Consider the following 23,285-nt stretch of genomic DNA (forward strand, 5'->3'; position numbering starts at 1 on the left):
GCCGGTGGGCAATGGCACACGCCTCAGGACGGGGGCCGGTTTCTAAGCTTTCCCCATCCGCAACACACGAGGAAAGCGCCATGGAAACCACCGCCCAACGCCGCCTGATCGACCGCACCACCAACGACCTGTACTTCCACGCCGATCGCACGCAGCCGGTGCCGGACAGCCTGGGTCAGGACCTGCTGCTGCGGGTGCTGGACGAGGTCGACTACGGTCTGCTAGTGATCGATGCCCAGGGTCACATCCGACACGCCAACCACCTGGCCCGGCATGAGCTGTCGACCGGCCGGATGATCGTCAGCCATGCGCGCTCCCTGCTGGGCCGCAACACCGAACTCACCACCCAGATCCAGGGCGCCCTGGAGCACGCACTGCGCGGCCAGCGCCGCCTGCTGCAGCTTAAGCAGGGCGAGCACGAGCTGGCGCTGGCCTTTGTGCCGCTGAACCACCCGCTGGAGTTCGACGCACCCACCGTGCTGGTGCTGCTGTCCCGCAAGAACGCCTGCGACAACCTGGCGCTGCGCATGTTCGCCCGCTCGCAGAACCTGAGCCCCAGCGAAGAGGCGGTGCTGCTGGCCCTGTGCCGCGGCGCCTCGATTCCCGAGATCGCCGCCGACCACAAGGTGGCCGAGTCCACCGTGCGCAGCCAGATCAAGGCGTTGCGCGAAAAAACCGGCTGCGGCAGCATCCGCGCCCTGATGCAGAAGGTGCACAGCCTGCCGCCCGTGGTGCCCGCCTTGCGGGTGATCTCCGCGATGCCGCACAATGCCATGGAGTTCGCCCAACCATGAGCCCGGATGTCCGCCTTCCTTCCTGCCAGCACAGAGCCTTCTTCGCATATCCAGGCGCTGGCGGCACTGGGCGTGCAGCGACGCTACCGCAATGGCGCGCTGCTGATCCAGGAAGGTGAGTCGGGCGACACGATCTACATCGTGCTGCAAGGCCGTCTGCGGGCCTTTCTCGGCGATGGCAACGGCAAGGAACTGACCCTGGGCTTCTACGGCCCGCTGGAGTATGTGGGCGAAATGTCGCTCGACGGCGGCCCGCGCTCGGCCAACGTGGAAGCGGTCGACGCCACGACCTGTTCCGTGATCTCCCGTGCCGTGCTGCTGAACTACATTGCCCAGCACCCCGAGTTCGCGCTCGAACTCATGGCCCGGCTGATCCGCCGGGCGCGGCTGGCGACGCAGAGCGCCGGCAACGTGGCCCTTATCGATGTCTATGGGCGCTTGGTGCGCCTGCTCAACCAGTTGGCCCGGGAGCCCGAAGCCTCTGGAGAGCGCAGGCTGGCGGAGCGCCTGACCCACCAGGAACTGGCGCAGCACCTGGCGTGTTCACGCGAGATGGTGTCCCGCCTGCTCAAGGACCTCGAAACCGGCGGCTACATTGCCGTGCGCGAGCGCTGGATCTGGCTGCTCAAGGCCTTGCCGGCGCGCTGGTAACAACCAGCATCAGAGGCGTTTTCGGGCGATCTGAGGGGCCGCGCAGCTGGTGCCATACATGCGAACCGATGAGCCGCTGCGGCTGCCCGCTCCCAGCACCCCCCACAGCGCTGTGCTCTCGTCGCTCACAGCCAGTTCATCCGGCACCTTCTTCACCCCGTGGCGTTGCGGCAGGCGAGCGGCGTCCGGGTCCGGCAGCCTGGGGCTGTAGCGGGCGGCCGGGTCGAAGGCGCTCGAGGCGAAGCGGACGCCGCCGACCGAGACCGATCGCTGCCCCGTCCCGATGCTGTTGAACACCCCGCTGCGCCGTATCGGGGTCGGGTCGTCGGGGTGGTCGACGAAGCTGTCGATGTTGCCGCTGGTGTCGTAGAAGCGGTCCAGCATCGCAGACTGGCGGGCGCCGGTGTAGGTGCCCTGCGCCACGTCGTCGCGTTCCACGTAGGCGTCCAGCACCACGGGGTTGAGCCCGCCGTTGTGCACCTTTACCTGCCACACGCCCGCCGGCGCCAGCCGGTCTTCGGGGTGGTGGGAGGCGGTGGGGCACAGGGCGAGCAGGGCGCAGGTGCCGTGCCGACCCAATGCGGTCTTTCTCGGGAACACCAGCGCCAGCTGGGGTGCGGTGGTCGAGGGCCAGCAACCTGCGTTGCCGACGGTCATGGGCTCCAGCACCTGCCCGCCGGGCAAAGTGACCTCGATGCCGATGTCCTGCAGCGCTTCTTCGGGCAGGTCGGGGTCGCCCAGCCACAACTCGAGAAAACTCTGGGTGCGGTCGTCGGGCTGGATGTGCCAGTGCAGCTCGGCCGGTTCACCGCCCGGCAGCAGGGTCTGGTTCACGTGGGTGCGGTCCTGGTAGCCGTTGCCCGCGGGAATGAAGACCTGCAGCCGCTCGGGCGTGCACAGCGCGATCAGATGGTCCATGGCCGCTTCCAGCACCGAGGTGCCGTCGTGTGGGCCGGCCAGCGTACCCCAGCTGATGTTCACCACGAGCTGCGCATCGGTGGTCACCCGGTTCAGGATGAACATGAGCGCGTCCAGCACGCTGACGTTCATCGCCCCACCCGAGGTGTCGATGACGTTGGACCAGTCCAGCTGCACCGCGATCAGGGGCGCGCGGCTGGCCTCGTCGTGGGCCGGTGTCATGTCCGGCGTGTGGGCCGCACTGCTCATGCGGGCGGTGGCCCGCCAGGGGCCGGCGGCCAGGCTCGCCACCACCGTCCCGTGGTTGACCGGGTGCTTCAGGTCCCAGCACTGCAGGTAGTCGTACAGATCGTCCTCGTCCACCGAGCCATTCAGCGTGAACCGGTCCATGGCGGCGCGGATGTCGGCCGCCGTGAGCTCATGTCCATAGCCCATGACGGGCGGTGTCGGTCCGGCGCGTCGAGGGTCGAGGCGGCTGCGCAGGCGGCGACCCAGGCCCGGTCCGTGCGGACCGTCGAACTCATCCTGGCGCCAGAAGTGGCGCACCCTCGGTTGTCCGTCGGGTTTCAGGAAGGCCGCGTTGGCCATCGCCAGGCCGCCATCGATGATGCCGATCACCTTGCCGCCCACGGGCTCCGGACACGGCGGGACCGAGTCGCCGGGCAGTGCCGGGTCGGTCAGGCGGCCGGTGTGCTCCTCCACGGGCAGGCCCAGCTCATAACGCCGGACGATGCCGGCCAGGTCCGAGCGCTTGCGCATCGCCTTAAAAAAGCCCTTTCGTGCGCGCGCAGTGCAGAAGCGCAGCCCGGGCAGCAGCAGGTAGGCCTTGGGAACCTGCAGCCACTTCACGTCTGACGCCTGTAGCAGGTCTTGAATGCCGAAGCCGGGGTGGAGTTCAATGATGATCGGCAGCCAGCTCGGCCGAGCGGCCGGGCCTTCGCCCAGCCGGTAGCCTTCAAAGCGGTCGGCTTCGGCCCACGCGAGGTAGGGGTCGGCGCCCTCGATGCTGCCGGGTTGGGACCAGTCGGTGCCGGTGACCTCACCTTTGGGCAGCGGCTGCCAGGGCTGGGCCGCGCTCATGACCACTCCTTCAGGGCCTCCTGCCACAGCCAGCCCAGGGTGTCGGCCTGGGGCAGCGGAATCTGCGGTCCGCTCACGCTGTAGGCGCCCGCATCCATGGGGTCGCTGAGCTTGAAGTCCTTGGGCGCGCCATCCGCTTCGACGAACTGGTCGCTGTCGAAGCCCCGCAAGCGAACGCTCCCGCCGGTGGCACGGGTCACAAAGAACTCCCCGAGGCTGGTCCCCAGGAGACGGCCGACCGCACTGTCCACCGGGTAGTGCACCCCGGCCACTGTGCGGTTGACCGCGATGCGCGCCGCCAGGCGCTGCAGCTGCGTGCGGCTGTGCTGTCCATCGTTCTTGCCGGGCCGCGCCTGGTCCATGAACGCCTCCAGCAGCGTTGCGACGGTAAACGCTTCGGTCGCGTGGCCGCTGGGCCAGCTGCCGTGTCCCGGGGTGGGAATCATGGGCTGGATCTGTGGCGACAACTCCACTGGGCGCAGGATGGCAAAAATATGTTTGAGGCGCATCTCGACATGCACGGACAGACCCAGCGCGATCTCGATCAGCTGCAGTGTTTTCTTGTGGCGATGGGCAGTGAGGCCCAGCACGGCAGACCAGTAGCCGATCGGCGCCGTGAGCTGGTCCAGCACCTCGGCGGCCCGGTCCCCGCGCAGATCCGCGTAGGCCGCGACCAGATCCAGCTGCAGCTTGAGCAGGTTCTTGGAAGGCCCCAACAGCTGAACCAGCGTCCGGTTCTTGATGGTGGCTGCACCGAGGTTGGCGAACTTCACATCGGCCTGTCTGGTACTCGCCGACGCGCTGACGGAAAGACCTTCGACCAGTTCCTCGAAGCAGGTGGTCATCCGCGGGCCGTCGGCCCAGAGGCGCAGGTTCTGGTCCTGATTGAACCCGGGTGTGGTGGGGTGGAGCACCGCGCCATCGAATGGGCCTGCAATCGCAGCTCGGCTGATGATCAGGGCATCGGAGGAGACCATGCTGGCACCAGAGACGCCGGCACTGACACCCGCGCTCACGCCAGCGCTGACTCCTGCACTGACACCCGCACTCACACCTGCGCTGACTCCTGCACTCATGGCTTCTCCTCGTTGGTTGGATTCAGGTTCTGGGAAGGCCCAGCGACTCGAGCACCCGTGCGGTGCGCTGCCGCAGCGGACTGAGGCTCCCGGAAGATAGGTACTGCGACAACGTCAGGTCGGGTTGCTGCGACCGAAGCAACGCAAACGTTTCTTTCGCTTCCGAAGTCTGTCCAGATTCGAACTGGGCAGTCAGCAAGATCCTCAGATTGGGCAGGTGATACCGGTTCTTGTTGAGCGAAGACCGGCTGTACTGGATGGCCTGGTCCAGGTCGCTCGTGGATAGGTGGCAACTGGCCAGCATCATTTCGAAGTAGTACTTCTGCGGATCCAGTGGCGACAGTCGCAGCGCGTTTTCCGCCTGTGTGACGGACTCCTTGGGCGTGCCCCACATGGTGGACCAGACGCTCCGGTAGAGCCAGGCCATCGGGTCGTTGGGATTCGCGTGGATGGCCTCGAGCAGCAGATGGTTCGATCCATCGACGTCCTTGCCCAGATGGCACATGGCGTGCCCTTTGACGGCAAGCGCAAGGCCGCTGTCCGGCGTCATGTCCAGCGCCCGGTCTGCGATATCGATCGCGCGCTGGAATGACGCATGGGGGTCCGCAGCCATGCCCTGCACCACTTGCATGATGTGCCACTTGGCCAGCCACGCCCAGGGTGCGACCGAGCGCTTGTGGCGGTCCACCAGGGCCTCCAGCAGTTGCTGGCTGCGCTCGAGATCGCGGCGGGTGGAGCGGTGCATCAGGTTGATGGCGCCCAGCATCAGGGCGCTGCTGTCCAGCCGGGGCAGAGCTTGCGTGAGGGTGCGTTGCACTTCCGAGTGCAGCAGCTGGTCGGCACAGGTCGATGCCAGCGCGTTGATCAGCTCACTTTCCTGCTGCACCACGTCCATCACGTCACCAGTCAGCCGGTCGGCCCAGATCACCTCGTTGTGCCGGGTGTCGGTCAGCTGCGCGGTCACCATCACGCGCTCGCCCAGGGACACGTAGCTGCCCGACAGCACGAAGTGGGCGTCCAGCTGCTGGCTTGCGGTCTGGTTGGCGTCGTCCCGGCCTCTGAGCACGGCGGTTGAGAGCCTCGAGATGACGCGCAAGTGCTGGCTGCGGGAAAGCTGGACGATGACGCCTTCTGCCAGCAGGTCGCCGATCACGAAGTGCTCGGGCGCATGGCTGCGCGAGACGAAAGGCAACACCGCAATGGTGGCGCGGAAGTCGTCCGGTGTGGCGGCTGGTGTGGGTGGTTTGAGGATGACGCCTGTTGCCGAGGGGGGGGTGAGCGTCCAAGTCCGCACGGGCTCGGGCCAGTGCTTGAGGTAGCACTCGCCCATGTCCTCCATGTCGCCGTCGACACCGTCCACCAAGGCTTCGTGCACGTTGGCCGTGATGACCGTTTCGCCAGGGCCTGCGAGCCCCGCCACACGGGCCGCCAGATTGACACCGTGCCCAAACACGTCGTGGTCATCGATGTACAGGTGGGTGGCGTTCAGCCCCGCGCGCAGCCAGAACTTGTTGTCGTCGTCGCGCCGGCGGTTAGCGTCGTCGAAATAGCGGTGCAGCCGCAGGGTGGCCTTGACGGCCTGGGATGGTTCGTCGAACTCCACCAGGATGCCATCGCCCAGGCTCTTGACCAGGCGGCCACCGTGTCTGGGCAGGACGTCTTCGCGGGCGTGCTGGAGGAAGCCGTGCCAGTGGTGAACCACGGACGCTTCGTTGTTTGCCATCAGCCTCACGGATTCCACCAGGTCCATCACCAGCACCACCTTGTTCTGCATGAGCGGCAGAGGCGGCACCTCAGGGGATGGAGCCGGTTCGCCGGGAGAGCCCATGGTGCTGGGGGGCGGCAGGCTTGTCATACCTCAAAAGTGGGAAGTGCTGTTTCAGTTTCTCACATCTGAAAGTTCCGGGTGCGTATGGCAAGCGCTAAAAAAAAAAGAGCCGGCAATGCCGGCTCTTCGGAGGTAGGAGCATTGCTGCCCCTTCGCGTTCTGATCACTTCAGGTGTTCGTTGATCATCTTGGTCATCTCGAACATCGAGGCCTGGGCCTTCTTGAAGATTTCCTTCAGCTTGGCGTCGGCGTTGATCATGCGCTTGTTGACAGCGTCCTGCAGCTTGTTCTTCTTGATGTATTCCCAGACCTTCTTGGTCACTTCCGTGCGGGGCAGCGGGCTGTTGCCAACGATGGCGGCCAGAGCGGCGCTGGGGGTCATGGCCTTCATGAAGGCGGCGTTGGGGGTGCGCTTCTTGGCGGGTGCAGCCTTCTTGGCAGGAGCGGCGGCCTTCTTGGCGGGTGCAGCTTTCTTCGCCGGAGCAGCGGCCTTCTTGGCCGGTGCAGCCTTCTTGGCCGGAGCGGCGGCCTTCTTGGCGGGTGCCGCCTTCTTTGCCGGAGCGGCGGCCTTCTTGGCCGGGGCGGCCTTCTTCGCAGGAGCTTTCTTTGCAGTTGCCATGTTGAGGATTCCTTCTAGAAGTGGTTTGACGCCAGAGGAGAACGCGCTCTCTCACTGGTGTCTCGCATGCTAATGGAGATGCATGGTCCTTCCAAGGTGGAGTCGCTGTTTTTTTGCGCGTTGTCAGAGGGAAAACGGGGTTTTTTGGCCCCGAAAACAACACTGCGCCCGGTATTGCGCACCGCACCCCGACCCGCAGCAAAGAGCGTGCTCCAATTTCTGCTCCAAAAAACCCGTTATCAGAGTGGCCCACCATGACTTCTTACATCGATTTTTCGACCTGCGATCTGTGCGACGAACACAAGGGCGACGCCAGCGGCGCGTTCAGGGTGCTGCCCCCGGTGTTCCGTGACTTCGGTGCCCGTCGCCGTTTCGCGGGGCCGGTCGTCACTGTGCAGTGCCTGGACGACAACAGCCAGGTCAAGGTTCTGGTCGAAGGCGCCGGGGAGGGCCGTGTGCTGGTGGTCGACGGCGGGGCATCGCTGCGGCGTGCATTGTTGGGCGGCAATCTGGGCGCGGCCGCGGCGCGCAACGGTTGGGCCGGCGTGCTGGTGGATGGCTGCGTGCGCGACGTGGCCGAGCTGGCGGTGTGCGAGACCGGCATTCGTGCGCTGGCCTCGATGCCGCTGCCGACCGAGCGGCGCAACCAGGGGCTGCGGGACGTGCCGGTGAAGATTCAGGGCGTCACCGTGCGCCCAGGCGAATGGCTGTATGCGGACGAGGATGGCACTGTGATCGCCGACCGGCCATTGCACCGGAGCGCCTGACGGACCTCAGGCGGTCAGGCCCTTGTAGAGCATGTACGCCGAGAGCAGGTAGAGGATCAGCGCGAAGGCCCGCTTGAGCGACTTCACAGGCAGCGCGTGTGCGGCCTTCACGCCCAGCGGCGCCATCAGCACGCTGGTCATGGCGATCACCGTCAGCGCGGGCAGGTACACATAGCCCAGCGAACCTGCCGGCAGGTCGGCCACACCTTGGCCCGAGACGACATACCCGAGGGCGTTCGCCAGCGCAATGGGAAAGCCGAGCGCTGCGCTGGTGGCCACGGCGTTGTGGATCGCCACGTTGCACCAGGTCATGAACGGGACACTGACAAAGCCACCGCCGGCGCCGACCAGTCCGGACAGGAACCCGATCACGCCACCGGCACCCAGCTGCCCGACCGTGCCGGGCAGGGTGCGAGCGGCCTGGGGCTTCTTGTCCAGCAGCATCTGGGTCGCGGAGAAACCCACGAACAGCGCGAACAGCAGGGCCAGTGCCCCGCCCTTGAGGGCCGCAAAGACGCCGAGACTCGCGACCGCTGCGCCGATGACGATGCCGGGGGCCAGCCTCCGCACGATGTCCCAGCGCACAGCGCCGCGCTTGTGGTGGGCGCGAACACTGGAGATGGAGGTGAAGATGATGGTGGCCATGGACGTGGCAATGGCCATCTTCACGGCCAGGCCAGGCGCAACGCCCCGGTGGGCGAGGATGGCGCTGATGAACGGCACCATGAGCATCCCGCCGCCGATGCCCAGCAGGCCCGCCAGGAAACCGGTGAACACCCCAAGGAGGGCCAGCTCGACGATCAGCAGGGGTTCAAGGCTCATGGAGGGAATCAGGGAGGCAGAAAAGCGTGCGGCCCCAGGAAGACATCCGTGGGGCCGCAAGAAAGGAATTAGGTGTCTGCAAGTGCCACCGGACCGTCATCCTGAACCGGGGGTTCAGGTGGGCGAGGGCAACGGGGCTTCGGGTTCATCTGACGCGAGACGCTCACACCAGCCACGTTATGTACCAAGCCCGGGCTCATGGAGCATTGGTTCAAGGAAATATAAAGCCCGGCATGCACTGCAGACAGGCCAAATTGTAGAGGCTGCAGGCGGCAGCGTTGTCCTCGTCCGTCGGAAAAGTTGAGCGCGGACAGCTGACTCAGATCAATTGGCCGTCGCTGCCCAGCGCCTGGTCCAGGCGCCGCACCAGTTCCTCGGCGCGCGCCAGCGCCGCTGCATCGGGCGGTTCTCCCGCATGAGCCGGTTCCGGCAGAGGCGGCGGATCGGGAGGCAGGAACGACGAGGACACGAAACCCTGGGCCTCCTTCTGGGACAGTTCGAACGCCAGATTGAGCGACGCGAGCACGGCGATGCGGTCACGCGCCTTGACCTTGCCAGCGTCTCTGATGCGGCACATGGCGGTGTCGACACGTTCCACGGCGTCCAGCAGAGACTGCTCGCCACCTGCCGGACAGGCCAGCAGGTAGCTCTGGCCCATGATCTGTACCTCGATCTGCTTGGCGGCCGGCTTGTTCATTCGGAGTCCTTGTTCGCGGGCGACTCGGTCCCGACGGGCAGCCGGTCCAGCAGCGCGTCAATGCGGGAACGCGCCGCGTTCAGGCGGGACTTGATGGAGTCACGTTCGGCCTTGAGCGAGGCCACCTGCTCCATCAGCAGGGCGTTGGTGCGCTGCAGTTCTTCATGGCGAAGGAGCAGGCGTTCGACGCGCTCGGCGATCAGGTCAATGTGCTTGGGATCGGCCATGGTGACAACTGGTGAGTAACTCATTGTAGGGTTGCCGCAAGGAGCGCGGGCTTACAATGGATTGCGTTGGTGCTCGCGGTGTGGTTCACATGCCGCAGTTCAACGGGAAGCAGGAGGGAAAGTCCACAGCGACCGACCTAACCTGCGCTGCCCCCGCAACGGTAAGCAGACGGGATACGGGTTCTTCGCCCAGTCCCCGCCTCCACCCCACAGCCACTGGACTGCCGATTTCGACCGGCGCTCCGGGAAGGCGGTGGAGGTTGCTCTGCCAGCCCGGATACCGGCCAACGCGGTGGTGATGCGTCCTGATCCTGGGCCTTCACCGTGACGCCCATGCGCCGTCGGGGAAGACGGCGAGGGCAACCATCGTTTGTCTCTCATTCATGTCTTTCCGTTCTGCTCCGGTGCGCCTGGCCGCGCTGCCACTGGCTTGCGCCATCGCGTTTCCCGCCCTTGCCCAGTCCACCCTGCCTATCGTGGTCGTGTCGGCGACACGGTCCGAGCTGCCCGTCACCGATGTGGTGGCGGATGTGACCCTGGTCGACCGCAACGCCATCGACCGTCTGGGCGCTGCCTCGGTCTCCGACGTGCTGGAGCGCCTGCCGGGCGTGACCGTCAACCGCAATGGCGGGCCCGCGTCTACCACCAACGTCTACCTGCGGGGCGCGGAAGGCCGCTTCACCGCGGTGTTCATCGATGGCGTGCGCATCGATTCCCAGTCCACCGGCGGCGCCACCTGGAACGCAATTCCCTTGTCCCAGGTGGAGCGCATCGAAGTGCTGCGCGGGCCGGCGGCGGCGGTGTACGGCTCGGACGCGATGGCCGGCGTGGTCCAGATCTTCACGCGCCAGGGTGAGAAAGGCTTCTTCCCGTCGCTGCGCCTGGGCGTGGGGTCGAACAGCACCTACGAAGCGGGGGCTGCCCTGCGCGGCGGCGACGGGGTGGTCGACTACGCCTTCGGTCTGGGCACCGAGCGCAGCGACGGCTTCAACGCCAAACCCTCTGGCAACCCGGATCGAGACGGCTACCGCAACGAGTCGTTCTCGGGCCGTTTCGGATGGAAACTCTCCGAGGGGCAGAAGCTGGAGGCCACGCTGCTCGACAGCCGCCAGAAGGCGGGCTACGACGGCTACATGCCGGGGCAGGACGACCAGTCCAAGCACCACCTGCAGACCGTGGGACTGAACTGGAACAGCCGCTGGAGTGAAGCCTGGAGCACCCGCGTGGGCGTCAGCCGCGGAGCCGATCGGTACGAAACCACGCCCTCCGTCTACCTGACGGACACCTCGGTGGACAGCTGGCTGCTGCGCAACGAGTTGCGCGTGGGGCCGGGTCGGCTCACGGTGGACCTGGAGCGCCGTGAGGACCGGCTGGAGAACGCCAGCACCACGCCCGAAAAGACAGACCGGCACCAGGACGCCCTGGCACTGGGCTATGGTCTGCGTGCCGGCGACCACACGCTGCAGCTCAATGCCCGACGCGACGACGACAGCGAGTTCGGCGCGCACACCACCGGCTCGCTTGCCTACGGCTATGCGCTGTCCAGGACGCTCCAGCTCACGGGCTCGGTGGGCACGGCCTTCCGCGCCCCCACGCTGTTCCAGCGCTTCAGCATCTACGGCACGCCCGACCTCAAGGCGGAAACCGCGCGCAACATGGAAGCGGGTGTGCGCTGGCAGGAGGCGGCCAATCGCGCTTCCGTGGTGGTCTACCGCAACCGCGTCAAGGACCTGATCGACTATCTGGCCGGCCCTGGCAGCTGCGTCAACGGGGTGGGCGATTTCGCCGGCTGCTACGGCAACACCGGCCGAGCCACTTACACCGGTGTGACGCTGGCCGGAGGGACGACGCTCGGTGAGGTGGCGCTGGGCGCTTCGCTGGACCTGATGCGTCCGAAGAACGCCGAGACCGGCCAACTGCTGGCGCGCCGTGCCAAAACCCAGGCCACGCTGACCGCGGACACGCCCGTGGGCGCCTGGCGCCTGGGCGCCGAAGTGCAGCACCTGGGCAAGCGCTACGACGACGAAGCCAACACGAAACCGCTGCCCGCCCACACCCTGTTGCATCTCACGGCCAGCACCGACATCGCCCGCGACTGGCGGCTGCTTGCGCGCGTGGACAACGCCACCGACAAGGATTACGAGTCGGTGCTGGGCTACGCCACGGCTGGCCGCGGCTTCTACCTGGGCCTGAGCTGGTCGCCCCGCTGAGGTTCGACATGGGCCGCACCGCCACCTGTCCCGCCCTGCTGATCGCGGCCCCGGCCTCTGGCCAGGGCAAGACCACGGTCACGGCCGCGCTGGCGCGGCTGCATGCACGGGCTGGCCGGCGTGTGCGGGTGTTCAAGTGCGGCCCCGATTTTCTGGACCCGCACTGGCACCAGCTCGCCAGCGGTCACCCAGTGCACAACCTGGACCTCTGGCTCAACGGCGAGACCGACCTCCGTGCCCGGCTGCACGAGGCCGCGGCGAACAGCGACCTGATCCTCATCGAAGGTGTGATGGGGCTGTTCGATGGCGAGCCGAGCGCGGCCGACCTGGCGGTGAAGCTCGGGATTCCCGTTCTGGCGGTGATCGACGCCGGCTCCATGGCCGGTACCTTCGGTGCGCTGGTGCACGGGCTGCGCCACTACCGGCCGGGCCTGCCCTGGGCCGGCGTGCTGGCCAACCGCGTGGCCAGCGAAGGCCATGAAAAGATGCTCCAGGCCTCGGTGCGCGGAGACGATCTCGGCAGCGAGCCGGCCGGCATCGATGCGGGCTGGCTGGGCGGCCTGCGGCGCGACGCCGGTTTTGCGCTGCCCGAGCGCCACCTGGGCCTGACGGTGGCTTCCGAACTGCCCGATGCCCTGGCGCGGCTGGACGCGCTGGCCGATGCCATGGCGGCCACGCCGCTGGGGCGGCTGGATGCCGCGGGCTGGCAGCGCTGGGCTGTGCCGTTCGAGGCGCAGGCCGAGCGTCCGGTGGCGTCACTGCTGAGTGGGCGCACCGTGGCGGTGGCGCGCGACGCGGCGTTCTGTTTCACCTACCCGGCCAACCTGGACACGCTGCGCGCGCTGGGCGCGCGGCTGGTGTTTTTCTCGCCGGTGGCCGACGAGCCGGTGCCCGAATGCGACGCGGTCTGGTTGCCGGGCGGCTACCCCGAGCTGCACGCCGACGCACTCGTGAACGGCACACGCTGCCGCGCCAGCCTTTCGGCGCACATCGCGGCGGGCAAGCCCGTCTGGGCCGAGTGCGGCGGCATGATGCCGCTGTTCGACGGCCTCACGCTGGCCGATGGTGCGCGGGTGCCGATGTGGGGCCTGCTGCCCGGCGAGGTGGCGATGCAGCCGCGCCTGGTGGCCCTCGGCCCGCAGCGCTGGGACACGGCGCAGGGAGAGCTGCGAGGGCACACCTTTCATTACTCGCTCACCACCTCGCCGCTGGCTCCCGTGGCCCGGACAGTGCCGGGCAGCCGGTTCGGCCGGCCCGAGGCGGTCTACGGCCAGGGCCCGGTGCGTGCCAGCTACTTCCACGCTTGGTTCGCTTCCAGCCCGGAAGCGACCGCGCAACTCTTTCTGCCGGAGGCCGCATGAGCACCGTTCTGCCCGGGCCGCAGCGCATCGTCTGCCTGACCGAAGAGACCACCGAGTGGCTCTATCTGCTGGGGCAGGAGGCGCGCATCGTCGGCATCAGCGGCTACACCGTGCGGCCGCGTCGGGCGCGCGACGAGAAACCCAAGGTCAGTGCGTTCCTCAACGCCAAGATCGATAAGATCCTGGACCTGCAACCCGACTGCGTGTTCGGCTTCTCCGACCTGCAGGCCGACATCGCCGCCGCGCTGATCCGCGGGGGCGTGCAGGTCACGGTGTTCAACCAGCGCAGCGTGGAGGAGGTCTTCTCCATGCTGTTCCAGGTCGCCGCCATGGTGGGATGCGCCGGTGAGGGGCTGGCGCGCATCGCGGCCATGCGCCAGCGGCTGGACGCGATTCGGGCCGAGGTGGCCGCTCTGGTCGCCGCGGGCAAACGCCGGCCCAAGGTGTTCTTTGAAGAATGGGACGAGCCGCACATCAGCGGCATCCGCTGGGTGTCGGAGCTGCTGGGCATTGCCGGGGGCGACGACATCTTCCCCGAACTGGCGCTGCAGTCGCTGGGCAAGCACCGCATCATCGCGGATGGACAAGAGATCGTGCGCCGCGCGCCGGACATCGTGATCGGCTCCTGGTGCGGCAAGAAGTTCCGAGCCGAGAAGGTGGCCGCGCGCGCCGGCTGGCAGGACGTGCCCGCCGTGCGCAATGGCCAGCTGTTCGAGATCAAGTCGGCCGACATCCTGCAGCCCGGCCCGGCGGCCCTGACCGACGGCGTGGAGCAGATGCACCGCATCGTGCGCGAATGGATGCAGGCCCATGGCTGAGATTGTGCGTACCGAGTTCGTCCTGGGCGGCCAGCGCAGCGGCAAGTCGCGCCGCGCCGAGCTGCTCGCACGGCAATGGCTGGAGGCGTCGCCGGCGCACGGCGCCGTGCTGGTCGCGACCGGACAGGCCTGGGACGCCGAGATGCACGAACGCATCGCCCGCCACCAGGCCGACCGCGCCGTGCGCGTGCCCGGCATGGTGACGGTGGAAGAGCCGCTGGCGCTGGCTGGCGCGGTGCGGCAGCACAGCGCAGCGCACACCCTAATCGTGGTCGACTGCCTGACCCTGTGGCTGACGAACCTGATGATGCCGGCCGACCCGGCAACGGTGCGCGACGAGACCGCCGTGATCGCAGCGGGCGACGAACTGTGCGCGGCCATCGCCGATGCGCCCGGGCCGCTGGTGCTGGTGGGCAACGAGATCGGCCTGGGCGTGATTCCCATGGGGCGCGAGGTGCGGGCTTTCGTGGACGCGCTGGGCCGCTTGAACCAACAGGTGGCCGCGGCCTGCAACCGCGTGACCCTGATGGCGGCGGGGCTGCCGCTGACTTTGAAGGACAGGACATGAACCCGATGCGCAAGGGACGGTTCGCGCTGGTGTGGGCGTTGATGGCTCTGGTCTGCGGTGCTGCCCAGGCGGCCCTGCAGGTCACCGACGACAACGGCGTGGTGGTGAACTTCGAGCGCGCGCCGCAGCGCATCGTGAGCCTGCTGCCGTCGCTCTCCGAGACCGTGTGCGAGCTCGGCCAGTGTGCGCGGCTGGTGGGGGTGGACCGCTATTCCACCTACCCGGCCAGCCTGACGAAGCTGCCCCAGGTGGGAGGTGGGCTGGACCCGAACATCGAGCAGATCGTGGCGCTGCGGCCCGACGTGGTGCTGATGGCCACCTCGTCCCGTGCGGGGGAGCGCCTGCGCGCGCTGGGCCTGAAGGTGGTGGCGCTGGAACCCAAGACGCACGCCGACGTGCAACGGGTGATGCTCAAGATCGGCCAGTTGCTGGACGTGCCGGACGCACAGCGCATCTGGCGCGCGATCGACGCCGCGGTGATGGCCGCCGCGCAGTCGCTGCCGGCCGGTGTGCGCGGCACGCGGGTGTACTTCGAGGTCAACCCCGGGCCGTATGCGGCGGGGGAGGGCTCGTTCATCGGCGAAACGCTGACCCGGCTGGGCGCGAAGAACATCGTGCCGGCGTCGCTCGGGCCGTTTCCCAAACTCAATCCCGAATACATCGTTCGCGCCGACCCGGACCTGATCATGATCGGCCAGCGCAGCGTGGACGGCATGGCCCAGCGCCCGGGCTGGATGAGCATGCGTGCGATGCGTGGGCAGCACCTGTGCGTGTTCACGACCGATGAGTCCGACACCCTGGTGCGCCCGGGGCCGCGCATGGCCGAGGGGGCGCGACTGATGGCGCGCTGCCTCGGCGAGCGGGCGCCCGGCGGCAAGGCATCGAAAGGGCCGGCCAGGTGAACAGCCGCCGTGCGTCGTGGCTGGTGGCCGCCCTGTTGCTGGTGGCGCTGGCGCTGGCCGCGCTCGGCGTCTGCGTGGGCAGCGCCGGTTTCGAGAATCTGGTCGGCCCGCTGCTGGACCCGCAGGCCGATCCGGCCGCCGCAGCCATGGCGCAGCAGATCGTGTGGGAGATCCGCCTGCCACGCACGCTGGGCGCCTGGGGCGCGGGTGCGCTGCTGGGGCTCGCCGGTGCGGTGGCGCAGGGCCTGTTCCGCAACCCGCTGGCCGACCCCTTCCTGCTCGGCAGCGCCTCGGGCGCGTCGCTGGGCGTGGCCCTGGCGCTGGCCGCCATGGGCGGTGGTGCGGGCATGCTGGGCGGCAGCATGATGAACAGCGGCGTGGCGGTCAGCGTGTTCTCCAGCAGCGCGCTGGTGCGCCTGGGCCTGACCGGTGCGGCCTTCTGCGGCGCGGTGCTGGCGGTGCTGATCACCCTGGTGCTCTCGCGCGGCGTGCAGCACACCCTGCGCCTGCTCTTGGCCGGCGTGGTGGTGGGCGTGGTGCTGGGCGCCATGACGCACCTGGTGCTGCTGTTCTCGCCCGAGTCGCTGCAGGCCATGCAGGCCTTCATGCTCGGCTCGACCAGCTTTGTCGGATGGACCGCGTGTGTGCTGATGGTGTCCGTCTGGGCGCTGTGCACGCTGGCGGCCTGGCTGCTGGCGCGGGTGCTCGACGGCCTGAGCCTGGGCGACGCCACCGCGCGCAGCCTGGGCTTGCCGCTGGGTCCCATGCGCGCCGCGCTGGTGGGTGTGCTGGCGCTGGCCACCGGCACCGCCGTGGCGCAGACCGGGCTGATCGCCTTTGTGGGCCTGGCCGCGCCGCACCTGGTGCGGTCGCTGGTCAAGACCACCAGCGCCCGCCTGATGCTGCTGGCCAGTGGCATGGGCGGCGCGCTGCTGATGGCGGCCGACACGCTGGCGCGCTGGCTGATCGCGCCGCAGGAGCTTCCGGTGGGCGTGCTGACGGCGGTGCTGGGCGGCGGCTACCTGCTGTGGCTGATGCAGCGCAATGCGAGGGTGTCTCGCGGAGGCGGGTTGTGAGCGCCGCAATCGAAACCTGCGAGTTGAGCGCCCGTCTGGGTGACGAACCCATCCTGCACCGCATCGCGCTGAACCTGCCGCGGGGACGCTGGACCAGCATCGTCGGCCCCAATGGCGCGGGCAAGTCCACGCTGCTGCGTTGTCTGGCCGGCTTGCTGCCGCACACCGGTGCGGTGTCGCTGCTGGGCCGGCCGCTGGCCGACTGGCCGCACCGACAGCGCGCCCAACAGCTCTCTTGGCTGGGGCAGAACGAATCCAGCGCCGACGACCTGACGGTGTGGGACGTGGCCATGCTCGGTCGCCTGCCGCACCAGGCCTGGCTCAGCCCGCCCAGCGCCGAAGACCGCGCCGCGGTGGAGCACGCGCTGCGCGCCACCCAGGCCTGGGACTGGCGCGCCCGCGCGCTGGGCCAGCTCTCGGGCGGCGAGCGCCAGCGCGTGCTGTTGGCCCGCGCCCTGGCGGTCGAAGCCCAGGTGCTGCTGATGGACGAGCCGCTGGCCAACCTCGACCCGCCGCACCAGGCCGACTGGCTCGATCTGGTGCAGGCCCTGGTGCGCGAAGGCAGGACGGTGGTCAGCGTGCTGCACGAGGTCGGCATGGCGCTGCACGCCGACGAGCTGGTGGTGATGGCCCAGGGCCGCGTCATGCACCAGGGCGCCTGCGCCGACACCGCCACCCACCGGGCGCTGGAGGCCGTGTTCGACCACCGCATCGAGGTGCACGCGCTGCAGGGGCAGTGGGTGGCTCTGCCGCGGATCAACCCTTTGAAGACGTCACACCATGCAGATTGAAACCCCGCCGACCGAAAAACCCTACGACAAGGCCGAGGGCGAGCGCCGCGGCATCGTGATCGTCCACACCGGCGACGGCAAGGGCAAGAGCACGGCCGCCTTCGGCCTGGCGCTGCGCGCCCACGGACGCGGCAAGGCCGTCAAGATCTACCAGTTCATGAAGGTGCCCTCGGCGCGTTTTGGCGAGCACCGCATGTTCGAGCAGATCGGCATCCCGATCGAGGGGCTGGGCGATGGCTTCAGCTGGAAGAGCCAAGACCTGGAGCATTCGGCCCAGCTGGCGCGCGACGGCTGGGAGAAAGCCCGCGCCACCGTCTTGGGCGGCGAGCACTTCCTCGTGGTGCTCGACGAGATCACCTACCCGCTGATCTACGGCTGGCTGCCGCTGGACGGCGTGCTGCAGACGCTGCGCGAACGGCCGAGCCATGTGCATGTCTGCCTGACCGGCCGCCGTTGCCCGCCAGAGATCATCGAGCTGGCCGACACCGTGACCGAAATGACGCTGGTCAAACATGCATTCCAATCGGGCATCCCCGCCCAGCGTGGCATCGAAGACTGAACCGGAGACCCACCATGAACACTGTTGTTGAATCCCCCGTGACCTTGCACCGCCCGGCCAAGCCCGCTGCAACGAAGAACGAACGCTGGTCCGTGGCCGACGTGCAGGCCCTGCTGGACCTGCCGCTGCCCGAACTGATGCACCGCGCCCAGACCGTGCACCGCGAGCACCACGACCCGACCCACATGGAGCTGGCGACGCTGCTGTCGATCAAGACCGGTGGCTGTCCCGAGGACTGCGGCTACTGCCCGCAGTCGGTGCACCACGAATCGGGCGTGGCCGCCACCAAGATGATGACGGCCGAGGACGTGCGCGAAGCCGTGCTGGGCGCCAAGGCGGCCGGAGCCTCGCGCTTCTGCATGGGCGCGGCCTGGCGCGCGCCCAACGACCGTGACCTTGAGAAGGTCGAGGAACTGGTGCGCGTGGTCAAGGACGAGGGCCTGGAAGCCTGCTGCACCCTGGGCATGCTGACGGGCGAACAGGCGCAGCGCCTCAAAGGCGCGGGTCTGGACTACTACAACCACAACCTCGACACCGCGCCCGAGCTGTACGGCGACATCATCACCACCCGCGACTACCAGGACCGCCTGGACACCCTGGGCCATGTGCGCGAGGCCGGCATCCACGTCTGCAGCGGTGGCATCGTCGGCATGGGTGAGTCGCGCGCCGGCCGCGCGGGCCTGATCGCGCAACTGGCGAACCTGGAGCCGTACCCCGAATCGGTGCCGATCAACCACCTGGTCAAGGTGCCGGGCACGCCGCTGGCCGACGAGCCCGACCTCGATCCGCTGGAGTTCGTGCGCACCGTGGCGGTGGCGCGCATCACCATGCCCAAGGCCAAGGTGCGGCTGTCGGCCGGGCGCCGGCAGATGGCCGAATCGACCCAGGTGCTGTGCTTCCTGGCCGGCGCCAATTCCATCTTCTACGGCGACAAGCTGCTGGTGACGGGCAATGCGGATGTGGAGGCCGATCAGGCGCTGCTGAAGAAGATGGGCATGCACACCACACGGGCGCACGCCTGACCCGCAGATGACCCTCATCGGCATGACCGTGCCTGAGGCTGCCGTGCTGGCGGGCGCGGTGCTGTTCGGGCTGGGGCTGGACCTGGCGTTCGGCGAGCCGCCCGCGCGGCTGCATCCGGTGGTGGCGATGGGGCGTTATCTCGGCGCCGCGGGGCGGCGCGTGTCGCGCCCGGCTGGTGCGGCGGGGCGGCCGATGGCGGAGTTCTGGCGCGGCGCGCTGGGCTGGTGTGTCGGTGCCGTGCTGGTGTCGGCCTTGGCGGTCGCGGCGGTGTGGGCGGTGCAAGGCCTGCACCCGCTGGCGCAGGCCGGGCTGTTCGGACTGCTGCTCAAGCCGATGCTGTCCTGGCGCATGCTGCGCGACGAGGTGGCGGCGGTCGAAGCCGCACTGGCCGAATCGCTGACCGCGGGCCGGCAGCGCGTGGGCTGGCTGGTGAGCCGCGATGTGACGGGGCTGAGCGAAACACAGGTGCGCGAGGCCGCGGTGTCCACGCTGGCCGAAAACCTCAACGACTCGGTGGTGGCGCCGCTGTTCTGGTTCGCCGTCGCCGGCCTGCCCGGCGCGGCGCTCTACCGCTTTGCCAACACCGCCGACGCCATGTGGGGCTACCGGGGCGAGCGCGGTGGCCGCGACTGGACCTGGGCTGGCAAGTGGGCCGCGCGCGCGGACGACGCGCTGTCCTGGCTGCCCGCGCGCCTCACGGCGCTGCTGATCGCCCTGCCGACCATGGGCCGCCGCTGGTCGGCCGTGGTGGCCAACGCCGGCCTCACGCCCTCGCCCAACGGCGGCTGGCCCATGGGGGCATTGGCGGTGGGCCTGGGCATTCGCCTGGGCAAGGCGGGTGTCTACGAACTCAACCGCGATGGCAGGGCGCCGCGGGCGTCCGACACGGCACTCGCGCTGCGGCGCTGCGGTCAGGTGGTGGCCGTGCTGGCGCTGCTCGCGGGCGCCGTGCTGCTGCTGTCGCTAGGGAGGCAGCCGTGACGGCGCGCATCCACGGTGGGCCGGACGCCCGTGGCGTGGCGCGCTGGGACTTTTCCAGCAACGCCAACGCCTGCGGACCCTGCCCGATGGCGTTGCAGGCCGTGCTGCAGGCCGACGCCACCCGCTACCCCGACCCCGTGTACACGCGCCTGCGCAGCGCGCTGGCCGAATTGCACGGTGTGGCACCCTCGCGCGTGCTGCTGGCGGCGAGTGCGAGCGAATGCATCCAGCGCCTGACGGCCTGGCGCTGGCGTGCGGGGGATCGGTGTTTCTGGACGCCGCCCCACGCCTACGGTGACTACGCCCATGCCGCGACCGCCTGGGGGCTGGCCCGCGCCGATGCGCCCGCGCGGGCCCAGCTGGCCTGGCTCTGCGACCCCGGCAGCCCGCAGGGGCAGGGCGAGTCGCCCGACGCGGTGCGGGCCTTGCTGAACGACACGCCGCGCACCGTGGTGCTCGACCGCGCCTACGCGCCGCTGCGGCTGCAGGGCGCCGGTTCGCTCGACGCCGCGCAGCTCGACCGCGTCTGGCAGCTCTGGTCGCCCAACAAGGCGCTGGGCCTGACGGGGGTGCGGGCGGCCTATGCCATCGCGCCGCTGGGTGCGCGTGCCGACCTGGCCGAACTCGAGGCGCTGTCCGCGTCCTGGCCCATCGGCGCGCACGGCGAGGCGATGCTGATGGCCTGGACCCACCACGAGGTGCAGGCCTGGGTGACCGCCAGCCGCACCACGCTGGCCGCCTGGGCGCAGGCCTTGCGCGCGGCACTGGAGCGCCACGGGTGGGACTGTGCGCCGAGCGACACGGCCTACCTGTGCGCACTGCCGCCGCAACCGCTCGACGCTGAGGCCTTGCGGTCGCGCGGCATCAAGCTGCGCGATGCCACCTCGTTTGGTCTGCCAGGCTGGTGGCGACTGAGCGCGCAGCGGCCCGAGGCACTGGCCGCGCTGGACGTGGTGCTTGGCGAGCTGCAACAGGAGACTTCGCGATGACGGCGGTCTGTGTGATGGTGCTGGGCACGACCAGCGGTGCCGGCAAGAGCTGGCTCACCACGGCGCTGTGTCGGCATTACGCCCGTCAGGGACTCAAGGTCGCGCCGTTCAAAGCGCAGAACATGAGCAACAACGCGCGTGTGGTGGCCGGGGCAGCGGGCAGGCAAGGCGAGATCGGTTCGGCCCAGTATTTCCAGTCCCTCGCCGCCAAGGCCGAGCCCGACGTGCGCATGAATCCGCTGCTGCTCAAGCCCGAGGCCGACACGCGCAGCCAGGTGGTGCTCCTGGGCGAGGTGAGTCGCGAACTCAGCGACATGCCCTGGCGCGGCCGCAGCGACAAGGTGTGGCCGCACATCACGGCCGCGCTCGATGCGCTGCGCGAAGAGAACGATGTGGTGGTGATCGAGGGCGCGGGCTCCCCGGCCGAGATCAACCTGCATGCCAGCGACATCGTGAACATGCGCGTCGCCAGGCATGCGCAGGCGCGCTGCCTGCTGGTGACCGACATCGACCGCGGCGGGGCCTTCGCCCACCTCTACGGTACCTGGGCCCTGTTGCCCGAGGACGAGCGGGCACTGATCAAGGGTTTCGTGCTCAACAAGTTCCGTGGCGATGCGAGCCTGCTGGCACCCGCGCCACAGATGCTGCAGGAACTGACCGGTGTGCCCGTGGTCGCCACGCTGCCCATGTGGTGGCAGCACGGCCTACCCGAAGAAGACGGTGTTTTCGATGACAGAACGCGGGCGGCCGGGGCGGTGAAGACGACCATCGCCGTCATCGCCTGGCCGCGCATCAGCAACCTCGACGAGTTCCAGCCGCTCAGGAACGTGCCGGGTGTGCGCCTGGTCTGGGCACGCACACCGGCGGACTGCGCCGGTGCCGACTGGATCGTGCTGCCCGGCTCCAAGGCCACCGCAGCCGATCTGGCCTGGCTGCGCCAGCAGGGGCTGGACCAGGCCGTGGCTGCGCACGCTGCGCAGGGTGGGGCGGTGCTGGGCCTCTGCGGTGGCCTGCAGGTGCTGGGCGAGGCCTTGATCGACACCCATGGCATCGACGGCAACGCTCCGGGCCTGGGGCTGTTGCCGCTGGTGACGGCCTTCGACGCCGACAAGACGGTGTGCCGCACCGCTGCGACCTTCGGCGAACTCGGTGGCGCGTGGCAGGCGCTCTCGGGCGTCACCGCCACGGGCTATGAGATCCACCACGGCCAGACGGCGCAACACCCGGCCATGGCGGCCAAGGGCGACATCGCGCGCGAAGTGATGCCGGGCCTGGCCTGGCAGAACGCGGCGGGCAACGTGCTGGGTTGCTACCTGCACGGCCTGTTCGAAGACCCGGCGGTGCTGCGTGCGCTGTTCGGGGCCACCGTGCCCACGCTGGAGACCGTGTTCGACGGACTGGCCGATTTTCTGGAACAACATGTCGGGCCCGGTGTGCTCGACGCCCTCATCCACAAGGACTGAACCATGCCCATCACCCTTCCCGCCATTGACGACATCACCCAGGCCGCGCTGGCCGCGCGTCTGCAGCACCTGCTGGACAACAAGACCAAGCCCCTGGGCTCGCTGGGGCAGATCGAGCGCCTGGCGCAGCGCATCGGCCTCATCCTGGGCAGCGAGGCGCCCGAGCTGAAGGACCCGCAGCTGGTGGTGTTCGCGGGTGACCACGGCCTGGCCGCTCGCGGCGTCTCGGCCTACCCGAGCGACGTGACCTGGCAGATGGTCGAGAACTTCCTGGCCGGCGGTGCGGCCGTCAGCGTGCTGGCCCGGCAGAACGGCATCGGCCTCACGGTGGTGGACTGCGGCGTGCGGCACGACTTCGCGCCGCGACCCGGTCTGGTCATCAACAAGGTCGCGCCCGGCACGGCCGACGCGCTGGAAGGTCCGGCGATGAGCCCCGCCCAGTGCGATGTGGCCATCGCCAGTGGCGCCGCGCTGGTGAAGAGCCTGCCGGGCAACGCGCTGCTGCTCGGCGAGATGGGCATCGGCAACACCTCGGCCGCCTCGCTGCTGATGAGCCGCCTGGCCGGGCTGGACATCGTGGACTGCACGGGTGCCGGCACCGGGCTGGACGCGCCGGCGGTGCAGCGCAAGATCGCCATCCTGCGCCAGGTGTTGGCGCGCCATCCGGACGCGAAAGCCCCGCTGGATGCGCTCGCTGCCTTCGGAGGGTTCGAGATCGCCACCATGGTCGGCGCGGTGCTGCAGGCCGCGGCCGAGCGGCGCGTGATCGTGGTCGACGGCTTCATCGCCAGCTCGGCCGTGCTGGTGGCCAGCGCGCTGCAGCCGGCCGTGCTGCAGCGTTGCGTGTTCGCGCACCAGTCGGGCGAGCGCGGCCATGCGCTGATGCTTGCGCACCTCAAGGCCGAACCGCTGCTGGATCTGGGCCTGCGCCTGGGCGAAGGTTCGGGTGCCGCGCTGGCCTGGCCGCTGCTGATGAGCGCCTGCGCCATCCTGCGCGAGATGGCCAGCTTCGAGTCGGCCGGTGTGTCGCGGCAGGACAGCGCCGAAACCGCAGTACGCTGAGGG

At 68.8% G+C, this 23,285-nt stretch carries 23 protein-coding genes, 1 other RNA gene and 1 riboswitch; of the genes, 16 read left to right on the forward strand and 8 right to left on the reverse strand.

Annotated features, from left to right (window positions below):
* Positions 1 to 80 precede the first annotated feature (80 nt).
* Both RCO38_RS07010 and RCO38_RS07015 read left to right on the forward strand, forming a co-directional pair.
* Complete coding sequence (locus RCO38_RS07010) at positions 81 to 794, forward strand: helix-turn-helix transcriptional regulator (protein ID WP_308327594.1); 714 nt, start codon at positions 81 to 83, stop codon at positions 792 to 794.
* Between the two features lie 6 nt (positions 795 to 800).
* Positions 801 to 1,445 (forward strand): Crp/Fnr family transcriptional regulator, encoded by a 645-nt coding sequence (locus RCO38_RS07015; RefSeq protein ID WP_308327595.1) that lies wholly within the window; start codon positions 801 to 803, stop codon positions 1,443 to 1,445.
* A 9-nt stretch (positions 1,446 to 1,454) separates the two neighbouring features.
* Here RCO38_RS07015 and RCO38_RS07020 read toward each other — a convergent pair whose 3' ends face one another.
* From RCO38_RS07020 to RCO38_RS07035, 4 genes are all read right to left on the reverse strand, one after another.
* Positions 1,455 to 3,443, reverse strand: coding sequence for a hypothetical protein (locus RCO38_RS07020; RefSeq protein WP_308327596.1), 1,989 nt, complete (start codon positions 3,441 to 3,443; stop codon positions 1,455 to 1,457).
* Positions 3,440 to 4,519: a phosphatase PAP2 family protein gene (locus tag RCO38_RS07025; RefSeq protein WP_308327597.1), complete on the reverse strand. Its 1,080-nt coding sequence runs from the start codon at positions 4,517 to 4,519 to the stop codon at positions 3,440 to 3,442. The genes RCO38_RS07020 and RCO38_RS07025 overlap by 4 nt, the downstream gene beginning before the upstream one ends.
* 22 nt (positions 4,520 to 4,541) lie before the next feature.
* Entirely contained in the window at positions 4,542 to 6,293 is a 1,752-nt protein-coding gene (locus RCO38_RS07030; RefSeq protein ID WP_308327598.1) for an adenylate/guanylate cyclase domain-containing protein, read from the reverse strand.
* A 217-nt stretch (positions 6,294 to 6,510) separates the two neighbouring features.
* The gene (locus RCO38_RS07035) at positions 6,511 to 6,966 is read right to left on the reverse strand and encodes an SWIB/MDM2 domain-containing protein (protein WP_066260275.1); all 456 of its coding nucleotides are present in this window, start codon (positions 6,964 to 6,966) and stop codon (positions 6,511 to 6,513) included.
* Positions 6,967 to 7,220: 254 nt separating this feature from the next.
* On the opposite strand from RCO38_RS07035, the gene rraA reads away from it, so the two are divergent.
* Entirely contained in the window at positions 7,221 to 7,733 is a 513-nt protein-coding gene (gene rraA, locus RCO38_RS07040) for a ribonuclease E activity regulator RraA (protein WP_308327599.1), read from the forward strand.
* 6 nt (positions 7,734 to 7,739) lie between these two features.
* On the opposite strand, the gene RCO38_RS07045 is transcribed toward rraA, so the two are convergent.
* From RCO38_RS07045 to RCO38_RS07055, 4 genes are all read right to left on the reverse strand, one after another.
* Positions 7,740 to 8,555 (reverse strand): sulfite exporter TauE/SafE family protein, encoded by an 816-nt coding sequence (locus tag RCO38_RS07045; protein ID WP_308327600.1) that lies wholly within the window; start codon positions 8,553 to 8,555, stop codon positions 7,740 to 7,742.
* Positions 8,556 to 8,624: 69 nt separating this feature from the next.
* A non-coding RNA gene (ssrS, locus tag RCO38_RS24315) (6S RNA) lies at positions 8,625 to 8,805 on the reverse strand.
* A 69-nt stretch (positions 8,806 to 8,874) separates the two neighbouring features.
* A complete protein-coding gene (locus RCO38_RS07050) occupies positions 8,875 to 9,252 on the reverse strand; it encodes a cell division protein ZapA (RefSeq protein ID WP_308327601.1) in 378 nt (125 codons plus the stop codon).
* Complete coding sequence (locus tag RCO38_RS07055) at positions 9,249 to 9,479, reverse strand: DUF904 domain-containing protein (protein WP_308327602.1); 231 nt, start codon at positions 9,477 to 9,479, stop codon at positions 9,249 to 9,251. Before RCO38_RS07055 ends, RCO38_RS07050 begins: the two co-directional genes overlap by 4 nt.
* A 50-nt stretch (positions 9,480 to 9,529) precedes the next feature.
* A riboswitch (cobalamin riboswitch) is annotated at positions 9,530 to 9,782 on the forward strand.
* An 80-nt stretch (positions 9,783 to 9,862) separates the two neighbouring features.
* Between RCO38_RS07055 and RCO38_RS07060 the strand changes: the two genes are divergently transcribed.
* From RCO38_RS07060 to cobT, 13 genes are read left to right on the forward strand one after another with little or no spacing between them, the layout of a single operon-like run.
* Positions 9,863 to 11,689 (forward strand): TonB-dependent receptor domain-containing protein, encoded by a 1,827-nt coding sequence (locus tag RCO38_RS07060; protein WP_308327603.1) that lies wholly within the window; start codon positions 9,863 to 9,865, stop codon positions 11,687 to 11,689.
* Between the two features lie 8 nt (positions 11,690 to 11,697).
* Positions 11,698 to 13,050 (forward strand): cobyrinate a,c-diamide synthase, encoded by a 1,353-nt coding sequence (locus RCO38_RS07065; RefSeq protein WP_308327604.1) that lies wholly within the window; start codon positions 11,698 to 11,700, stop codon positions 13,048 to 13,050.
* Positions 13,047 to 13,868 (forward strand): ABC transporter substrate-binding protein, encoded by an 822-nt coding sequence (locus tag RCO38_RS07070; RefSeq protein WP_308327605.1) that lies wholly within the window; start codon positions 13,047 to 13,049, stop codon positions 13,866 to 13,868. The genes RCO38_RS07065 and RCO38_RS07070 overlap by 4 nt, the downstream gene beginning before the upstream one ends.
* Positions 13,861 to 14,436 carry a bifunctional adenosylcobinamide kinase/adenosylcobinamide-phosphate guanylyltransferase gene (locus tag RCO38_RS07075; RefSeq protein WP_308327606.1) on the forward strand — a complete coding sequence of 192 codons (576 nt, stop codon included), beginning with the start codon at positions 13,861 to 13,863 and terminating at the stop codon, positions 14,434 to 14,436. The genes RCO38_RS07070 and RCO38_RS07075 overlap by 8 nt, the downstream gene beginning before the upstream one ends.
* Before the next feature lie 5 nt (positions 14,437 to 14,441).
* The gene (locus tag RCO38_RS07080) at positions 14,442 to 15,338 is read left to right on the forward strand and encodes an ABC transporter substrate-binding protein (protein ID WP_308328062.1); all 897 of its coding nucleotides are present in this window, start codon (positions 14,442 to 14,444) and stop codon (positions 15,336 to 15,338) included.
* Positions 15,335 to 16,414 (forward strand): FecCD family ABC transporter permease, encoded by a 1,080-nt coding sequence (locus tag RCO38_RS07085; RefSeq protein ID WP_308327607.1) that lies wholly within the window; start codon positions 15,335 to 15,337, stop codon positions 16,412 to 16,414. The genes RCO38_RS07080 and RCO38_RS07085 overlap by 4 nt, the downstream gene beginning before the upstream one ends.
* Complete coding sequence (locus RCO38_RS07090) at positions 16,411 to 17,205, forward strand: ABC transporter ATP-binding protein (protein ID WP_308327608.1); 795 nt, start codon at positions 16,411 to 16,413, stop codon at positions 17,203 to 17,205. Before RCO38_RS07085 ends, RCO38_RS07090 begins: the two co-directional genes overlap by 4 nt.
* Positions 17,195 to 17,764, forward strand: coding sequence for a cob(I)yrinic acid a,c-diamide adenosyltransferase (cobO, locus tag RCO38_RS07095; protein WP_308327609.1), 570 nt, complete (start codon positions 17,195 to 17,197; stop codon positions 17,762 to 17,764). Before RCO38_RS07090 ends, cobO begins: the two co-directional genes overlap by 11 nt.
* 14 nt (positions 17,765 to 17,778) lie before the next feature.
* Positions 17,779 to 18,786: a biotin synthase BioB gene (gene bioB, locus RCO38_RS07100; RefSeq protein ID WP_308327610.1), complete on the forward strand. Its 1,008-nt coding sequence runs from the start codon at positions 17,779 to 17,781 to the stop codon at positions 18,784 to 18,786.
* A gap of 7 nt (positions 18,787 to 18,793) precedes the next feature.
* Positions 18,794 to 19,768, forward strand: a complete 975-nt coding sequence (gene cbiB, locus RCO38_RS07105) for an adenosylcobinamide-phosphate synthase CbiB (RefSeq protein ID WP_308327611.1) — start codon at positions 18,794 to 18,796, stop codon at positions 19,766 to 19,768.
* Positions 19,765 to 20,757, forward strand: a complete 993-nt coding sequence (locus RCO38_RS07110) for an aminotransferase class I/II-fold pyridoxal phosphate-dependent enzyme (protein WP_308327612.1) — start codon at positions 19,765 to 19,767, stop codon at positions 20,755 to 20,757. Before cbiB ends, RCO38_RS07110 begins: the two co-directional genes overlap by 4 nt.
* The gene (locus RCO38_RS07115) at positions 20,754 to 22,220 is read left to right on the forward strand and encodes a cobyric acid synthase (protein WP_308327613.1); all 1,467 of its coding nucleotides are present in this window, start codon (positions 20,754 to 20,756) and stop codon (positions 22,218 to 22,220) included. Before RCO38_RS07110 ends, RCO38_RS07115 begins: the two co-directional genes overlap by 4 nt.
* A gap of 3 nt (positions 22,221 to 22,223) precedes the next feature.
* A complete protein-coding gene (cobT, locus tag RCO38_RS07120) occupies positions 22,224 to 23,282 on the forward strand; it encodes a nicotinate-nucleotide--dimethylbenzimidazole phosphoribosyltransferase (protein ID WP_308327614.1) in 1,059 nt (352 codons plus the stop codon).
* Positions 23,283 to 23,285: the final 3 nt, after the last annotated feature.

Origin of the sequence: Hydrogenophaga pseudoflava (genome assembly GCF_031020795.1) — a bacterium.
GTDB classification, from domain to species: Bacteria; Pseudomonadota; Gammaproteobacteria; order Burkholderiales; family Burkholderiaceae_C; genus Hydrogenophaga; species Hydrogenophaga pseudoflava_A.

Excerpts from the sequence above, each read along its gene's own strand:
- RCO38_RS07010 (WP_308327594.1), top strand. The coding sequence starts at position 81 with ATGGAAACCACCGCCCAACGCCGCCTGATCGACCGCACCACCAACGAC.
- RCO38_RS07015 (WP_308327595.1), top strand. The coding sequence starts at position 801 with ATGTCCGCCTTCCTTCCTGCCAGCACAGAGCCTTCTTCGCATATCCAG.
- RCO38_RS07020 (WP_308327596.1), bottom strand. The coding sequence starts at position 3,443 with ATGAGCGCGGCCCAGCCCTGGCAGCCGCTGCCCAAAGGTGAGGTCACC.
- RCO38_RS07025 (WP_308327597.1), bottom strand. The coding sequence starts at position 4,519 with ATGAGTGCAGGAGTCAGCGCAGGTGTGAGTGCGGGTGTCAGTGCAGGA.
- RCO38_RS07030 (WP_308327598.1), bottom strand. The coding sequence starts at position 6,293 with ATGCAGAACAAGGTGGTGCTGGTGATGGACCTGGTGGAATCCGTGAGG.
- RCO38_RS07035 (WP_066260275.1), bottom strand. The coding sequence starts at position 6,966 with ATGGCAACTGCAAAGAAAGCTCCTGCGAAGAAGGCCGCCCCGGCCAAG.
- rraA (WP_308327599.1), top strand. The coding sequence starts at position 7,221 with ATGACTTCTTACATCGATTTTTCGACCTGCGATCTGTGCGACGAACAC.
- RCO38_RS07045 (WP_308327600.1), bottom strand. The coding sequence starts at position 8,555 with ATGAGCCTTGAACCCCTGCTGATCGTCGAGCTGGCCCTCCTTGGGGTG.
- RCO38_RS07050 (WP_308327601.1), bottom strand. The coding sequence starts at position 9,252 with ATGAACAAGCCGGCCGCCAAGCAGATCGAGGTACAGATCATGGGCCAG.
- RCO38_RS07055 (WP_308327602.1), bottom strand. The coding sequence starts at position 9,479 with ATGGCCGATCCCAAGCACATTGACCTGATCGCCGAGCGCGTCGAACGC.
- RCO38_RS07060 (WP_308327603.1), top strand. The coding sequence starts at position 9,863 with ATGTCTTTCCGTTCTGCTCCGGTGCGCCTGGCCGCGCTGCCACTGGCT.
- RCO38_RS07065 (WP_308327604.1), top strand. The coding sequence starts at position 11,698 with ATGGGCCGCACCGCCACCTGTCCCGCCCTGCTGATCGCGGCCCCGGCC.
- RCO38_RS07070 (WP_308327605.1), top strand. The coding sequence starts at position 13,047 with ATGAGCACCGTTCTGCCCGGGCCGCAGCGCATCGTCTGCCTGACCGAA.
- RCO38_RS07075 (WP_308327606.1), top strand. The coding sequence starts at position 13,861 with ATGGCTGAGATTGTGCGTACCGAGTTCGTCCTGGGCGGCCAGCGCAGC.
- RCO38_RS07080 (WP_308328062.1), top strand. The coding sequence starts at position 14,442 with ATGCGCAAGGGACGGTTCGCGCTGGTGTGGGCGTTGATGGCTCTGGTC.
- cobO (WP_308327609.1), top strand. The coding sequence starts at position 17,195 with ATGCAGATTGAAACCCCGCCGACCGAAAAACCCTACGACAAGGCCGAG.
- bioB (WP_308327610.1), top strand. The coding sequence starts at position 17,779 with ATGAACACTGTTGTTGAATCCCCCGTGACCTTGCACCGCCCGGCCAAG.
- cbiB (WP_308327611.1), top strand. The coding sequence starts at position 18,794 with ATGACCCTCATCGGCATGACCGTGCCTGAGGCTGCCGTGCTGGCGGGC.
- RCO38_RS07115 (WP_308327613.1), top strand. The coding sequence starts at position 20,754 with ATGACGGCGGTCTGTGTGATGGTGCTGGGCACGACCAGCGGTGCCGGC.
- cobT (WP_308327614.1), top strand. The coding sequence starts at position 22,224 with ATGCCCATCACCCTTCCCGCCATTGACGACATCACCCAGGCCGCGCTG.